Origin of the sequence: Flavobacterium sp., from assembly GCF_050696275.1 — a bacterium.
Lineage (GTDB): Bacteria > Bacteroidota > Bacteroidia > Flavobacteriales > Flavobacteriaceae > Flavobacterium.
Genome location: NZ_JBOGUT010000038.1, coordinates 14038 through 29673, shown reverse-complemented (window position 1 = coordinate 29673; position 15636 = coordinate 14038). Strand labels below are relative to the sequence as shown.

The 15636-nt window shown below is 35.9% G+C and carries 17 protein-coding genes; 6 read left to right on the top strand and 11 right to left on the bottom strand.

Annotated features, from left to right (window positions below):
- Nucleotides 1–361: 361 nt before the first annotated feature.
- A complete protein-coding gene (locus ACRDEC_RS15485) occupies nt 362–652 on the bottom strand; it encodes an HU family DNA-binding protein (protein WP_431499273.1) in 291 nt (96 codons plus the stop codon).
- Between the two features lie 130 nt (nt 653–782).
- On the opposite strand from ACRDEC_RS15485, the gene mutY reads away from it, so the two are divergent.
- Genes mutY through gldD form a run of 3 tightly spaced genes read left to right on the top strand, consistent with a single transcriptional unit; the run spans nt 783 to nt 2850 of the window.
- The gene (mutY, locus tag ACRDEC_RS15480; protein ID WP_431499272.1) at nt 783–1814 is read left to right on the top strand and encodes an A/G-specific adenine glycosylase; all 1032 of its coding nucleotides are present in this window, start codon (nt 783–785) and stop codon (nt 1812–1814) included.
- A gap of 40 nt (nt 1815–1854) precedes the next feature.
- Nucleotides 1855–2277, top strand: coding sequence for a single-stranded DNA-binding protein (locus ACRDEC_RS15475; RefSeq protein ID WP_431499271.1), 423 nt, complete (start codon nt 1855–1857; stop codon nt 2275–2277).
- A 9-nt stretch (nt 2278–2286) separates the two neighbouring features.
- Nucleotides 2287–2850, top strand: a complete 564-nt coding sequence (gldD, locus tag ACRDEC_RS15470; protein WP_431499270.1) for a gliding motility lipoprotein GldD — start codon at nt 2287–2289, stop codon at nt 2848–2850.
- Between the two features lie 53 nt (nt 2851–2903).
- Here gldD and ACRDEC_RS15465 read toward each other — a convergent pair whose 3' ends face one another.
- On the bottom strand, nt 2904–3455 hold the full coding sequence (locus ACRDEC_RS15465) for a heavy-metal-associated domain-containing protein (RefSeq protein ID WP_431499269.1): 552 nt from the start codon (nt 3453–3455) through the stop codon (nt 2904–2906).
- 102 nt (nt 3456–3557) lie between these two features.
- Here ACRDEC_RS15465 and ACRDEC_RS15460 point away from each other — a divergent pair, with 102 nt between their 5' ends.
- Nucleotides 3558–4424: a DMT family transporter gene (locus ACRDEC_RS15460; RefSeq protein ID WP_431499268.1), complete on the top strand. Its 867-nt coding sequence runs from the start codon at nt 3558–3560 to the stop codon at nt 4422–4424.
- Between the two features lie 98 nt (nt 4425–4522).
- Here ACRDEC_RS15460 and ACRDEC_RS15455 read toward each other — a convergent pair whose 3' ends face one another.
- The 4 genes from ACRDEC_RS15455 to ACRDEC_RS15440 all read right to left on the bottom strand — a co-directional run bounded on the left by ACRDEC_RS15455 (nt 4523) and on the right by ACRDEC_RS15440 (nt 10378).
- Nucleotides 4523–7633 (bottom strand): DUF7619 domain-containing protein, encoded by a 3111-nt coding sequence (locus tag ACRDEC_RS15455; RefSeq protein WP_431499267.1) that lies wholly within the window; start codon nt 7631–7633, stop codon nt 4523–4525.
- Between the two features lie 201 nt (nt 7634–7834).
- Nucleotides 7835–8887, bottom strand: a complete 1053-nt coding sequence (locus tag ACRDEC_RS15450) for an NAD(P)/FAD-dependent oxidoreductase (protein ID WP_431499266.1) — start codon at nt 8885–8887, stop codon at nt 7835–7837.
- 119 nt (nt 8888–9006) lie between these two features.
- Nucleotides 9007–9246: a NifU family protein gene (locus ACRDEC_RS15445; protein WP_431499265.1), complete on the bottom strand. Its 240-nt coding sequence runs from the start codon at nt 9244–9246 to the stop codon at nt 9007–9009.
- A 1-nt stretch (nt 9247) separates the two neighbouring features.
- Nucleotides 9248–10378, bottom strand: coding sequence for a P-loop NTPase (locus tag ACRDEC_RS15440; RefSeq protein WP_431499264.1), 1131 nt, complete (start codon nt 10376–10378; stop codon nt 9248–9250).
- Between the two features lie 329 nt (nt 10379–10707).
- Between ACRDEC_RS15440 and ACRDEC_RS15435 the strand changes: the two genes are divergently transcribed.
- The gene (locus ACRDEC_RS15435) at nt 10708–10929 is read left to right on the top strand and encodes a hypothetical protein (RefSeq protein WP_431499263.1); all 222 of its coding nucleotides are present in this window, start codon (nt 10708–10710) and stop codon (nt 10927–10929) included.
- Nucleotides 10930–11017: 88 nt separating this feature from the next.
- Here the strand turns inward: ACRDEC_RS15435 and ACRDEC_RS15430 are convergent, their stop codons facing one another.
- Genes ACRDEC_RS15430 through trmB form a run of 3 tightly spaced genes read right to left on the bottom strand, consistent with a single transcriptional unit; the run spans nt 11018 to nt 12673 of the window.
- Nucleotides 11018–11347 carry an MGMT family protein gene (locus ACRDEC_RS15430; RefSeq protein WP_431499262.1) on the bottom strand — a complete coding sequence of 110 codons (330 nt, stop codon included), beginning with the start codon at nt 11345–11347 and terminating at the stop codon, nt 11018–11020.
- Between the two features lie 2 nt (nt 11348–11349).
- On the bottom strand, nt 11350–11991 hold the full coding sequence (locus ACRDEC_RS15425) for a lysine transporter LysE (protein ID WP_431499261.1): 642 nt from the start codon (nt 11989–11991) through the stop codon (nt 11350–11352).
- Between the two features lie 7 nt (nt 11992–11998).
- Nucleotides 11999–12673: a tRNA (guanosine(46)-N7)-methyltransferase TrmB gene (trmB, locus tag ACRDEC_RS15420; RefSeq protein ID WP_431499260.1), complete on the bottom strand. Its 675-nt coding sequence runs from the start codon at nt 12671–12673 to the stop codon at nt 11999–12001.
- A gap of 90 nt (nt 12674–12763) precedes the next feature.
- Between trmB and ACRDEC_RS15415 the strand changes: the two genes are divergently transcribed.
- The gene (locus tag ACRDEC_RS15415; protein ID WP_431499259.1) at nt 12764–13825 is read left to right on the top strand and encodes a glycosyltransferase; all 1062 of its coding nucleotides are present in this window, start codon (nt 12764–12766) and stop codon (nt 13823–13825) included.
- Here ACRDEC_RS15415 and ACRDEC_RS15410 read toward each other — a convergent pair.
- Nucleotides 13788–14849: a sensor histidine kinase gene (locus ACRDEC_RS15410; protein ID WP_431499258.1), complete on the bottom strand. Its 1062-nt coding sequence runs from the start codon at nt 14847–14849 to the stop codon at nt 13788–13790. The two genes, ACRDEC_RS15415 and ACRDEC_RS15410, sit on opposite strands and share 38 nt — an antisense overlap.
- A complete protein-coding gene (locus ACRDEC_RS15405) occupies nt 14850–15533 on the bottom strand; it encodes a response regulator transcription factor (protein ID WP_431499257.1) in 684 nt (227 codons plus the stop codon).
- Nucleotides 15534–15636: the final 103 nt, after the last annotated feature.

Below are 15636 nucleotides of genomic sequence, written 5' to 3'. Positions count from 1 at the left end.
CCATAGGTAAAGGTTGCAAGCAAAAAAACTCAAAACCGGAACCCAAGACCGAATTGTACAGATGGATTAAACATTTTACAGGTATTTGTACCCGGTGAAACAGACAGATTTTTGGATATTTCAGAAATCAGATAGCGCAGATGGCAGAAATTTCTTAAATCTTAAATCGATATTCTTAGTATTCTAGTCCGAAAGTTTCAATTTCAATGAACGTTTAAAAAGAAAAAAGTAGTTTTAAACTACTTTTTCTTTTTGTGACGGTTAGCTCTCGCTCTCTTTTTACGTTTGTGAGTAGCTACCTTATGTCTTTTTCTTTTTTTACCACTTGGCATAATTTGTAGTTTTATTGATTATTAATAAATTATTTTGCGTCATTATTCGTTTTAACTCCTTCTACGAATATCTTAGCAGGTTTAAATGCAGGAATATTATGAGCAGGAATTTTGATTGTCGTATTCTTAGAAATATTTCTTCCTGTTTTCTCAGCTCTGGTTTTAATGATGAAACTTCCAAAACCTCTTAAGTAAACATTATCACCCGTTTCTAATGAGTTCTTCACTTCGTCCATAAAAGACTCCACTGTAGCCTGTACATCTCCTTTTTCAAGTCCTAATTTTTCTGCGATTTTAGCTACGATATCTGCTTTTGTCATTTTTATTCGTAATTAAGTTTAAGTAATTTTTTGAGTTTGCAAATATATAAATTAAATAAACAAAAATTCAAGCATAATCGATTAAAATTTAATCACATAAACATTTATTTTTGCTGACCAATTCTCAACAATGACTTTTAGTAAAATATTAACAACGTGGTATTTAAGAAATAAACGTGATTTACCGTGGCGAAAAACGACTGATCCCTACCCCATTTGGCTGTCAGAAATCATGCTGCAACAAACGCGGGTAGCACAGGGATTACCCTATTTTTTAGCATTTACCAAGGCATTCCCGACTGTTTTTGATTTGGCCAAAGCCAATGAAGAACAAGTTCTTAAATTATGGCAAGGCTTAGGATATTACTCCCGTGCCCGAAATTTGCACGCAACTGCAAAATATATTGCAAATGATCTGAAAGGGGTTTTTCCACCCGATTATAAAAATTTGTTAAAACTGAAAGGTGTAGGAGAATACACCGCCGCTGCTATTGCTTCTTTTTCCTATAATGAAGTTGTTCCGGTAGTGGATGGAAATGTATATCGGGTGCTTTCGCGCTACTTTAATATAACAACCGATATTGCTTCGGCGAAAGCCAAATCTGAATTTACTCTTTTAGCCCAGGAAGTCATCGACAAAGAAAATCCCGCTTTATTCAACCAGTCTATCATGGAATTCGGCGCTTTGCAATGTGTTCCTAAAAATCCGGATTGCTCTGTTTGCCCATTAAATCAGAGCTGCATGGCCTTATCGCTGAAAAAAGTAAACGAATTGCCCGTTAAACTGAAAAAACTGAAAATTAAAAACCGGTTTTTGAACTACTTATTTATTTTGGACAATGAAAACAAAACAACAGTCAACCAACGTACGTCGAAAGGGATTTGGCATAATTTATATGAATTCCCATTGGTAGAAACCGAAAATCCGGCATCAGACGATGTAGTTTTGGAATTAATCCGAAATGAAATTGACGGTATTTCCCAAATTGTTTTGTTAGAATCCGAAACTGTCATCCATAAATTATCACACCAACACCTGCACATTACTTTTTGGAGAATGAGCCAGGATACGGTTTTTGCGAACGGACTCAATTATGAAGCACTGAACAAACTCCCTTTTCCCATTGTCCTGCACAATTTTATAGCGAATAATAAGTTTTAAAGAAAATGCCTTATCTTTGATATTCACAAATAAAACCACAATGAACGGAACGTTAAATAAAGTCATACTTATAGGCCATCTGGGTGAAGATATTAAAATGCATTATTTTGAAGGCGGAAATTGCATAGGACGATTTCCTTTGGCTACAAATGAAGTGTATATTAATAAATCGACTAACGAAAAAATCACTTCTACCGAATGGCATAATGTTGTGGTACGAAATAAAGCTGCTGAGATTTGCGAAAAATATTTATCCAAAGGCGACAAAATATATGTGGAAGGAAGAATAAAATCACGCCAATGGCAAGCCGAAGATGGCACCACAAAATATACAACCGAAATACAAGCCACAGAATTTACTTTTCTGAATACTAAAAAAGATTCTGAAAACTTAAAATCGCAACCTGAAGCACCAAAAAACACTAATTTTGACAACGAAATCGAAAATGATTTGCCTTTTTAATTCTTTATAATGTCAAAAAAATATTATATCCCATTCATATTTATTGCTATTTCAGTTTGTATCGTCAGCTGTAAAGATGATGTTCTTCCGAAACCTAAAAGCTATTTGAGCCTGAATTATCCTGAGCCAAGCTATGCGCAATTTGACGCAAACTGCGGTTACAGTTTTAACTACAATACTATCGGAAATGTAATTACAGAAGGCGATTGCAATTTCAAGATTGAATATCCGAAACTGAAAGCGACCGTTTATCTGAATTACAAACCTGTAAAAAACAACATCGATTTATTGCTTCGTGATGCGCAAAAGCTGACATATGAGCATGTAATCAAAGCCGATGGGATTTCCGAGCAGCCTTATGTAAATAAGTTTAAAAATTCTTATGGAATGTTTTATGAAGTAGGCGGAAACGCGGCTTCACAATCACAGTTTTACTTAACAGACAGCACGAAGCACTTTCTGGTCGGTTCGGTTTATTTTTATGCCAAACCTAACTTCGATTCTGTTTTACCTGCAGCTGAATATGTCAAGAATGATTTACGTGTCTTGATGGAATCACTAAAATGGAAATAAAACTATATAAAAAAGGCCTGCAAATGCAGGCCTTTTTTATGTAAAGTCAGGAATTACAACACTCCCGCTTCTTTCTTTTCTGAAGCACAGGCTTTTTTCCCTGCACAACATCCTGCTTTTTTCTCTCCTGCTTTTGGCGTACAACTTGCAGCAGCCGGAGTTGCTGTTGTTGATGCTTCTACAGCTGATTTATCTTCTTTTTTAGCTTTCTTTTTAGGTTTCTCCTGATAAAACATTGCTTTGTCTCCTGATGATTTCACATTAGACACTTTGTATGTTTTTCCGTCAGCCACAGCTTCTACTGTTTCAACCAATTTCTCAGGAGTTTGTACCGCCGCATCGTATTGAATTGTTGCTGTCTTTTTATCAAAATCTACCGTTGCTTTCTGCACACCGTCAAGCCCGGCTAATTTAGTTTCAATTGTTTTGGCACAGCCTACTGCACAAGTCATCCCTTCTATTGTAAAACTTGTTGTCTCTGCATTTGCAACTTCTTTGGTTGAAGCAGTAATTTCTGTTTTCCCGTTTTCAGTTTCTTTTTTACAACTTACAAATAATGTACCTGCTGTAATTAAAAGCGCTAAAGTTAGTTTAATACTTTTCATATATAATTGATTTAGTGTAAAATTAATAGAAACAAAAATATATAAAAAAGAACTTGATATTCATAAAAATAACAGAATTTTGGGAAATCAAAAAAACGAATCATGCTATCCAAAAACAACAAATGGTTTCTATTTATAATGCTGTCCTTAATTTGGGGGAGTTCTTTCATTCTTATGAAAAGAGGACTGGTTGCGTTAAATCCTTATCAGTTAGGCTCACTGCGAATTGTTTTTGCAACTATTTTTTTACTTCTTATCGGGTTTAAAAGTCTGGCAAAAATTCCAATTCAAAAATGGCGTTACATTACTTTAACAGCACTTTTTGGCATTTTCCTCCCTGTTTATTTATTTGCGTATGCCCAAACGGGAATCAGCAGTTCGGTCAGTGGGATTTTAAACTCATTAACTCCGCTATACACTTTGCTTTTAGGTGTTTTAGCCTTTGGATTAACATTTAAAAGAAACCAGATTATTGGAGTGATTCTAGGTTTAAGCGGGTGTTTCTTATTGGTTTTCTATGGAAATTCTTCACATGGGGAGACCAACTATTTTTACGCCCTTTTAGTGGTTATTGGCACGATCTGTTATGCAACAAATGTGAATCTGATCAAGAAATACCTTTCAGATGTGACGCCACTGGCCATCATTACAGCCAATTTTGTGATCTTACTTGTCCCAGCTCTTGTGATTTTATTTTGCTGTGGTTATGCTGATATTGCTACCAAACCGGAAGTAATTCACGCCACTTTCTTTATTGTAGTTCTGGGCGTAATTGGGACTGGTGTTGCCAACCTTATTTATTACAAACTGATTCAGATTACTTCTCCGCTATTCGCTTCTTCGGTAACGTATTTCATTCCTATTGTTGCGATGAGTTGGGGATTGCTTGATGGAGAAATGCTAAATCCACTGCAATTTTTAGGTGCCTTTATTATTTTGATTGGAGTTTATATGGCAAGTAAAAAATAAACTTGCATCCTCACAACCTTCAGCATAGTATAAGCAATGACTTCCTACATTATTTTATAAAAAAAAGCTCCAAATCAATGGAGCTTTTTTTATTATTCTTATTCTACGATTAACTTTTTAATCACTTTTAAATTCGATTGAGTTGTCACTTCAATCAGATAGAGTCCTTTAGAAAAATTGGATAGATTTATGGTTTCTAAAGTGGTTCCGGAAAACTTCTTATCAAAAACAATCTTTCCAAGAAGATTATACACCGCTATATTAGAAATAACATCCTGTTCGTTTTTCAGCGAAACAGTTACGATATCTTTTGTCGGATTCGGATAAAAAGAGAATGAAGCGTTTTCAAATTCTTCGACACCAAGCTGTGCTACAAACTCAGTATTGAATGTATTGGTTACAATTGCCGGGTTAAAATCAAAATAAATAGACGCATTATTCGGAATAATATCCCCAACAGCATATCCTGGTTTTGGTTTGATTTTATATACGACATATCCTTTAGCAGCAGATACTAACATGATATTTTTAAAATCCCAATTGACAATGTTTCCTACACGATCCATAATTAAATTAGCACTAGAACCAACTACCTTAATAGAATTTTCGTCAAGCTTAGCGTTCAAAATATTATTTACTTTAACATTCATTGCAGAAGCTGACCCTGTATTTTCAAATCGTATGGTATAGTATAAGTAATCGTCTGAAGTAAAACTCGAATGCAGAATTTCTTCCCCATGCGATTCGTTTATGTCATTAGGGTCATAAGAACCGATAATTACTTGTGTTAATGCTGCATTGTTGTTTGCAGGCATTTCATCAGTAGCAGAAATAGCAACAGATGCCGAATTCGTCAAAAGATTCCCCAATTGAACCGTTGGAATAGTCGGAACCATCATGGTAACCTCAATAGTTCTGGTTTCAAAAGGCTGTAAATCAGTAAACGTATAACTGAATCCTGTTGGCGTCGCCACAGTTCCTGATTGTGAAATAGTTGCAATCGTTACTGCTGAATCCTTTGTAAATAATAAAGATCCGTTAGCAATTGCCTGATTCCCTTTGTTCGTGTAAAGAATTTTATTTTTATAGGAGAATCCCGGACGAGGTGATCCCATTGAAACAACATTTACAGCAACATCATTGTAAACCGTTGAAACTGCAATAGGGAAATTAATACTATTTGTCATTCCAGGTACTGTCATTGAAACATCATTGAAAGAACTGGTAGCAAGCGTAAAGTAAGGGCTGTAATCCGAATGTATCTGATACCCGAAATCATACGTACTTGCCGGATTGCTATCAAATATATTAAAAGAACCATTAGTAGAAACTACATTATGAACAATTCCATCATTGTTTTTCTCATAAACAAATTGTCCATGCGGAAAAGCAACGTCTCCTAAGTCATTTACTCCATTGGCATTAACATCCAGAAAAGCATTCAATCGGAAACCTTGACAATCTAATGATGCCGTTCCAGCTGTCTGGCTAATTTTAATAAACCCAGAAATATTGCTAAAGTTAGTTACCATTAAATAATAATACGCTCCCGCCTGAGTAACCGTAAAAGAAGCGTTTTCAACAGCAGAAATCGAATAACTGCAGGCTAAAATTTTGCTTGGTATCAGTTCTGCGCTACATGATGTTATTGGAGAAGCGTAAGGTCCGTAAAGAATAAAGTCTGCATCTAGTCCTGTTCCAATTGGATTTGAATTTAGATCAAAATTTGTGTTTTCAGTAATTTGTAAACTAACAGTACCTGTAGTAGCAGTTGAAAAACTGAACCAAGTAGCATTCGGTGTTGTAGTCAAACATCCCATGGTCCCTTGATTAGGCGAACCAACTGTATTTACAAATACACCATTAAGAGCACTACATAAAGAAGTGGCACTTAAGCACAAAGAAGAGGACTGTGGAGTACAATTTAATGTTTGAAATGCAAACGGACCAACCCAATTACTGGAATTTGACTCCTGACAAACTGATTTTACAAAAACATTATAAGCAGTCGCACAGATTAAACCTGTAGCTGTAAATGAATTTGTTGTAGTGATAAATCCTGCCTGAGTCGAAACAGGCGCTGGAGCAGTAGCAGGCAACACTAATACTTCGAATTGTGATGCTCCTCCTGAAGGATTCGCCCAAGTTATATTAGCAGACGTCCCCGCAACAGAACTTACTCCAAGTGTAGTTGGCACCTGGCAAGCAGGAAACAAGCAATTAGTCATCCCAGAAAACAATGCCGTATTTGCATTTGGAGTTCCTGAACCAAAAGCTTTTGTATAGAGAGTTTGATTAAAAGGATTTATTACACTAACTCCCACTTGATTTGGAGAAGAGCCTCCTAAATTCCAAAATAACTGAAAAGCCACATTGTTTTGTAAAGGAACCTGAACGGTAGCCTCAGTTCCTGATGTAAAAGCAGAGCCAATTGTTGCAACTATAATTCCATTTTGTTTTATACTCATCGTATTACCATTCCATCCATCACCAGCAGAATCTTTCATTAGGAAACTATAATTACACACAGAACCTGGTTGTGGATTACAACTTAATGTCTGAAATGTAACAGGTCCAACCCAATCACTAAGATTTGACCCTGGACAAACGGATCTCACATAAGCACTATAAACAGTCGAACAGGTTAAACCTGTAGCTGTGAATGAATTTGTCGAAGCAAAATTCCCAGCTTGAGCCGGAAGAGGTGCAGGAGAACCTAAAGGCAATAGCATTACTTCCCATTGGGATCCCCCTGAAGGGTTTGCCCAAGTTATATCAGCAGATGTTAAATCGATATTATTTACTCCAAGTGTAGTAGGAGGCATGCAAGCAGGCTGGTCACAATTAGCCATAGCAGAAAACAGTGCAATATTTGCATTTGGCAATCCTGTACCCGAAGGTTTTGTATAAAGAGTTTGATTAAAAGGATTTATTACAGAAACTCCTACTTCACCTTGAAAAGTACCGCCTATCTCCCAAAACAGCTCAAAAGGAACATTGTTCTGCAAGGGAACCTGAACAGTAATTTGAGTACCATTTGTAAAAGTAGCCCCAAGTGTCGCCACGGTAACTCCGTTTTGTTTTACAGTCATACGAGCACCATTCCAGCCATCACCAAAGGAATCCTTCAGTAGAAAACTATAATTACATTGGGCAAAAGAACCAACGGACAATAAAAGTGTAATTAGCAAAAGTAATTGTTTTTTCATAAGCTGTCTATTTTTAAATTACTGGAAAGCTCTATTGGCTTCCAAAGGGCTGCAAGCTACTAATTTTTATTCATATAACTCAGATAATTCATACATAGGTCAAAACGAATATTGCAATAAAACCGAAAACAAAAAAGCAGATTCTCAAATTATAAAACTATAACTTGAGAATCTGCCATTAAAAATAACATTGAGCAAGAGTTACTCAATCGCTTTGACCACTTGCTTTTCGGCTTCTTTTCTGGTTCCGTCGAAACCGTCAATTCCTGAAACAGTAGTATATTTTAATACGTATTTTTTACCTGGATTAAGTTTGTTGTACACACTTTGACACATTAAAGTTGCTTCATGAAAACCGCAAAGTATCAATTTTAGTTTTCCAGGATAGGTATTCACATCACCAATAGCATAAACCCCTTCAATATTTGTCTGATAATCTAAAGCATTGTTAACTTTAATCGCATTTTTTTCGATTTCCAGACCCCAATGCGCAATAGGACCTAATTTTGGCGTCAGACCGAAAAGCGGAATAAAATAATCTGTCTTGATGTTTCGGTGTGCACCGTTTTCATCAATATCAATCGATTCTAAATGCTCAGCCCCGTTAAGCCCAACCACTTCTGCAGGTGTAATCAAATGTATTTTTTCTGCATGTTTTAATTCCTGTACTTTTTCTACAGAATCCAAAGCCCCACGGAATTCATTTCTGCGGTGAATCAAGGTTACTTCTGAAGCAACATCCGCTAAAAATACACTCCAATCTAAAGCGGAATCACCTCCGCCGGCAATTACTATTTTCTTATCACGGAACAATTCCGGATCTTTTACAAAATATTCTACTCCTTTATCTTCGTAGAATTCGATATCTTCTATAATCGGTTTTCTAGGTTCGAAACTACCCAAACCTCCTGCAATTGCAACAGCTTTAGTATGATGTTCCGTTCCTTTGTTTGTGGTAACGATAAAAGTCCCATCTTCTAATTTCTGAATGGTCTCCGCTACTTCATTTAACGTAAATCCAGGCTGAAACTGTTTGATTTGCTCCATCAGATTGTCTACCAGATCTCCTGCCAAAACGGAAGGATAACCCGGTATATCGAAAATAGGTTTTTTAGGATATAATTCTGTTAATTGTCCTCCCGGTTGCGGAAGACCGTCGATAATGTGGCATTTCAGTTTTAAAAGCCCTGCTTCAAATACAGTAAAAAGCCCAGTAGGACCAGCTCCAATTATAAGTATATCTGTTTCAATCATTAGTTTGGGTAACTGAGTTTTCGCGTGAGGGATTAAGGCGACATCCTTTTTTGAGGAACGAAAAAAAGATATAGCCGAAAGCCCGACCCAGTTTTTTTCTGGGTCACGCCATCGTTAATTTACATTACATTGACCACTGTTTCTATTTGTGGCGCGTATTTTTTAATGGTAGTTTCTACTCCGGCACGCATGGTCATTCCGCTCACACTGCAGGAATTACAAGCTCCTTCGAGACGTACTTTAACGTGTTTTTCGTCATCGATGGAAACCAAAGTAATATCGCCTCCGTCAGAATTCAAAAAAGGTCTGATTTCTTCCAGTGCTTTTTCAATATTCAATCTTAATTCTTCTTGTGTCATTTTATTTCCCTTTTACAGCAGAGCATCCTGCCATTGTTGTGATTTTTATGGCCTCAGTAGCAGGTAAATTTTCATTTCTGTTAACTACTTCCTGCACTACATTTCTGGTTATTTCTTCGAAAACAGTTTCAACCACAGAAGCGGTTTGTAATGCTGCCGGACGCCCGTAATCTCCTGCTTCGCGGATACTTTGTACGATTGGCACTTCTCCCAAAAATGGTACCTGCAAATCTTCCGCCAGGTTTTTTGCCCCTCCGTTTCCGAAAATATAGTATTTGTTCTCCGGCAATTCTTCCGGTGTGAAATAGGCCATATTTTCGATAATCCCTAAAACTGGCACATTGATACTGTCTGACAAAAACATGGACACTCCTTTTTTAGCATCGGCCAAAGCCACAGCCTGAGGAGTACTTACTACAACTGCTCCGGTTATAGGCAATGATTGCATGATAGACAAGTGAATGTCTCCTGTTCCCGGTGGTAAATCAATTAGCATAAAATCCAATTCGCCCCAAGCGGCATCAAAAATCATTTGGTTTAACGCTTTTGAAGCCATTGGTCCACGCCAAATAACAGCCTGACTTGGTGCGGTGAAAAATCCTATGGATAAAATTTTAACTTCAAAACTTTCGATAGGTTTCATTTTCGATTTGCCATCAACTTCGATTGAAATAGGTTTTTCATTTTCCACATCAAACATAATTGGCATACTTGGCCCATAAATATCAGCATCCAAAACTCCGACTTTGAAGCCCATTCTTGCTAATGTTACTGCTAAGTTTGCTGTTACAGTTGATTTTCCAACGCCTCCTTTCCCAGAAGCTACGGCAATAATATTTTTGATTCCCGGAATTTCTTTTCCTTTGATTTCGTTTTTCTCGGGTGCTTCGACTTTGATATTTACTTTTACTTTGGCTTCAGCCGAAAAAGTTTCATGGATTAATTTTTTAATATCGTCTTCTGCTCGTTTCTTAATGTGCATAGCCGGTGTGTGTAACACTAAATCAACGACCACTTCATCACCAAAAGTAATTACGTTAGTTACGGCACCACTTTCAACCATATTTTTTCCTTCACCAGCTATTGAAATGGTTTCTAAAGCTTTAAGGATTTCTTTTCTATCTAATTTCATATTTGGATTCTATTTTCAGTTATCTTTATTTAAACTGATTTTAGATTGCAAAGATAGTGAAGAAGTTGTAAAGTGACAAGGCAACTTAGAAGCAAAGTTATATAGTGGAATAAATAAAAATTATGATTAGAAAATACCCTCTTTTTTGATAGTTTGGAAAAGAATACCAAGCACAACTAGTGATTCTGGCTTCTAAAAAAGATAAATTGATTTTTTTATGCATTTCAACGGTAAATTCTATTATTTAAACAAGTATATCATTAATTTTTAAACCATTTAAATAGTATATGTTAATTTTGTAATCTATTAATAATCAATATTTTACACTTATGAAAAAATACTTATTATTGCTCGGAGTAGTGCTAATTGCATTCACAATTGTTAGCACTACTAGAAAAAACAATCAGGCGGGTCAAAAAGTCATTGTTTGTCATATTCCACCTGGAAACCCAGGAAATGCCCATGATATTGAAATTAGCATTAACGCTTTGCCAGCTCATTTGGCTCATGGTGATATTGAAGGCGGCTGTAACATAGCACCAGATGATTAATCTTATTTGAACAAAAATTAAAAAGAGCTGTTGGTTTTATCAACAGCTCTTTTTTACAGTAATACTGCTAACAAAAATTCAAGTTTTTTTACTGGATGGCAGGCTGCCAGAAATATTTTTCAAAATTGACAATCTGGTTGTTCTTGACCTCAATACCTTCGTTTTCCAATAACTGCTGCATCAGGTTTGTTCCTTCAAAATGGTGTTTACCGCTAAGAAGACCTTTTCTGTTTACGACTCTGTGTGCCGGAATATCTTCTTTTAAGTGAGAAGCATTCAATGCCCAGCCAACCATTCTTGCAGAGCGGGCCGTTCCTAATGCTTTAGCAATAGCACCATAAGAAGTGACTTTGCCTTCCGGGATTTGACGGGTAATTTCATAAACTCTTTCAAAAAAATTATCGTTAGACTTGTCCATTGTTATAATTTGAAATAGTACCTGACAATATTATACAAACTGAATATGGAAACCAATCCTGTAACAGAACCAATAATGGCATTCATGTTTTGGATTAGAAAATCCGTTTTGGATTCAATCTTTTTAAAGAAAGCGATATACGCATAAAAAACAGCAAACGAGCCAAAAACAACTCCGATAACAAAGGTGTAAATGGAACTGATCTGAAAGGAGAAATAACCAAACGAAGCCAAACTCACACTCACAAAAACGTAATACGGAATAGGAAAGAAATTAATAGCTGAAATTAGCATTCCTAGGAAAAACCGACTTTTCTTGCTTTTTATTTTCAGAGTATCCTTGACCGATTTTTTAGGACCTTTGGCTAAAAAAAGAAAATACAGTGTTAAAACTGAAAAAATCCCAAAGCCAATTTCCCGCAATAAAATTACAACTTCCTGATGCGAATCAATATATCGCGCAAATATCAGCGCCAGCAACGTTTGAAAAAAAATAATAATTAGTGCGCCCGCCGCAAAGAGCATCGCTCTGATTTTACCATCCTGTACACTGATTTTAGCCGCGGTCATATTAATTAAGCCAGGCGGAGAAATTCCAATGGCTGCTGTGATAAAACCTAAAAAAAGCGGCAAAATGAAGCCCATGAATGGTTTATTTTATTTTAAATCGAATATACGTAATTGCTTTGTTAATTTCCAAATATTGTTTTTCATAAAACGTCTGAATTTCAGTCACTTCTTGCGGAGCACCTTCATTCTTGTAAACATTATGATTTGCGTACAGCACTTCATGTCCTTCACCGTGCAACAAACCAAGTGTATAGCCGTGCATGAATTCAGAATCGGTTTTCAGATTCATCACGCCGTCCGGTTTTAAAATCTTTTTATACAATTGCAAAAATTCCGAATTGGTCATTCTGTGTTTTGTCCTTTTGTATTTGATTTGCGGATCCGGAAATGTAATCCAGATTTCATCCACTTCGTTTTCACCAAAAATATGATTGATTAATTCTATTTGTGTACGGACAAAAGCCACATTATGCATCCCTTCTTCTGTAGCAGATTTTGCACCACGCCAAAAACGGGCACCTTTGATATCAATCCCTACAAAGTTCTTATCCGGATAACGTTCGGCCAAGCCAACGGAATATTCGCCTTTCCCGCAACCCAGTTCTAAAACAATCGGATTGCTGTTTTTGAAAAAATCCTGATTCCATTTTCCTTTTAAGGCAAATGATTCTGAAACCACTTCCTCTCGTGTTGGTTGAAAAACGTTACCAAATGTTTCGTTTTCTTTAAACCTCTTTAATTTATTTTTACTTCCCACAACTAAACTTAAAATTTTGGTAAAATTAAGGAAATATACCACACCCAAAATAGATTTATCTTTACATTTAGTTTAATTTATTTACTCCCTTTGGAAAACAAAAACAAAAACATACTAATTGCTCCATTAAATTGGGGTTTAGGTCACGCCACACGCTGCATTCCCATTATTAAAGCACTGGAATTTCATAATTTTACACCTATCATTGCTTCAGATGGTATCGCTCTTGATTTGTTACGAAAAGAATTTCCGCATTTGCAATCGATCGAATTGCCTTCTTATAATATCGAATATCCTAAAAACGGCATGTTCTTTAAGATGAAAATTTTGGCAAACAGCCCAAAAATGGTTGATGCTATCCTCAGTGAGAAGAGATTGGTTAAAAAAATCATTCAGGAGTATCAAATCGACGGTATCATTTCAGATAACCGTTTGGGTGTACGGAATAAAAAAATTCCATCCGTTTTTATTACACACCAATTGAATGTAATGACTGGAAATACTACTTGGCTAACCAGTAAAATGCATCAATACATCATCAATAAATTTAACGAATGTTGGGTACCTGATGTTGATACGGTGCCAAATCTTACCGGAGATCTGGGGCATTTGGAAAAGCCGCATGACAACATAAAATACATTGGCCCATTGAGTCGCCTGCATAAAAAAGTGCTGAAAAAAAAATACGATTTAATGGTAATCCTTTCAGGCCCTGAACCTCAACGCACCATGCTGGAAGAGAAACTGACTGTTGAATTGCAAAACTACGAAGGTCAAATCGTTTTTGTAAAAGGAAAAATCGAAGCAGAACAAAAAGTTACTGACCAAAATCACATTGTTTTTTATAATTACATGAATTCACAGGAACTTGAAACTGCTTTTAACGAAAGTGAAATCGTATTATGCCGTTCAGGTTATACTACCATAATGGATTTAGCTCAATTGGGAAAAAAAGCGTTTTTCATTCCTACTCCGGGACAGTACGAGCAAGAATATTTAGCTAAAAAACTAAAGAAAGAAGGTTTAGTACCTTATTGCAAACAAGAGAAATTCAAATCTGACAAATTACTGGAAGTAGATTTATACAAAGGATTAAAAGATCTGAAAACAACGGTTACCTGGAAGGAATTGTTTCAACTTTTTCTAAAGTAAAAGAAAACTCCGAACCAGTACCAAAAGTACTTTCTACGTATATTTTCTCATCATGTGCCTCAATAATGTGTTTTACAATGGAAAGACCAAGACCTGAACCTCCTTCGGTTCGGGCACCGCTTTTATCGACACGGTAAAAACGTTCAAAAAGACGCGGAATATTCTGCTTCTCAATACCTTCACCATTATCTGTAACTCGGATGATAACTTTATTATTCGTTAAGTCTTCAATCCCAATTTCTGTAGATCCTCCGTGTTTTCCATATTTGATAGAATTCACAACTAGGTTCATTACCACCTGCTGTATTTTTTCATAATCTCCGAAAACCATTATTGGTCTGTAATATTTGGAATCAAAATTAAGTGTAATATCTTTTCTGTTCGCTTGCATTTCAAGCAAATCCATTACGTTTTGGGTCAATTCAATAATGTCGAATTCGACCATTTCCATACTTTCGTCACCCATTTCGAGTTTGGCAATCATGTCCAGATCTTCTACGATATAGACTAAACGTTCTACCCCTTTTTCGGCACGTTCGAGGTATTTTTTCCGCAGGTTTTTATCTTTCATCGCACCTCCTTCCAACAAAGTTGAAATATATCCCTGAACAGTAAACAATGGTGTTTTAAGTTCATGTGAAACATTACCCAAAAACTCACGTCTGTATTCTTCGCGGTCTTTCAGCATTTCTATTTCGAGTTTTTTGTCGGTGGCGAATTTTTTAACCTGTTTGGTCAGCGTTGCCATATCAGTAGTGATGGCTTGATTTCTAAAGGTTGTAGAATCTAAAAAAGAAATATCATCGTAGATTTTTTTTACTCTGCGGTAAATAAATCTTTCGACTCTGTATTGCAGCATGAAAAAGGAAAAAACAAGGATGGAAACTGCAAAAACCAAAGAAAACAACCACGAGAAATAAAAGAAAAAATAAGTCAGTATGGATACAAATCCGGTCGCAAAAAGGGTGATGTATAATGAGGATTTAACAGCAAACTTATATGTTTTTCTAAAATTAATGCTCATTTACAATTCAAATTTATAACCTACTCCTTTGATGGTTTTGAACAAGTCTTCCCCAATTTTTTCTCTTAATTTTCTAATATGAACATCAATAGTTCTACCTCCTACAACTACTTCATTACCCCAAACTTTGTCTAGAATTTCTTCCCTTTTGAATACTTTTCCAGGTTTTGAAGCTAATAAATAAAATAGTTCGAATTCTTTTCTTGGTAAGATAATCTCGACACCATCTTTGACAATCTTGTATTCTTCTCTATTAATGACAATATCTCCAACATTAAGATTTTCAGTCACAGCTTCATCTTCTTTTAATCTTCGGAGCAGCGCTTTTACCTTACTCACCAACACTTTTGGCTTGATTGGTTTTGTAATATAATCATCGGCTCCGGCATCAAAACCGGCAACCAAAGAATAATCTTCACTTCTGGCAGTTAAAAAAGTGATAATGGTATTACTCAATTCAGGAGTTTTTCTAATAATTTCACATGCTTCCATCCCATCCATTTCAGGCATCATTACATCCATTATAATAAGATTAGGAATGTGTTTTTTGGCTTTTTGTACTGCTTCTTTTCCGTTTTCGGCAGTAAATACCTGATATCCTTCCTGAGTCAAATTATATCCGACAATTTCCAAAATATCGGCTTCGTCATCCACTAATAAGATCTTAATCTCTTTCTTTTTCATATAAGGTAATATCTGTTTTTTGTGTCGTAAAAGTAGTCATATTTTGAAAGAAAATATTGTAGTTACAAAAATTTAATCTGGTAACATTAAGATAACATAATGA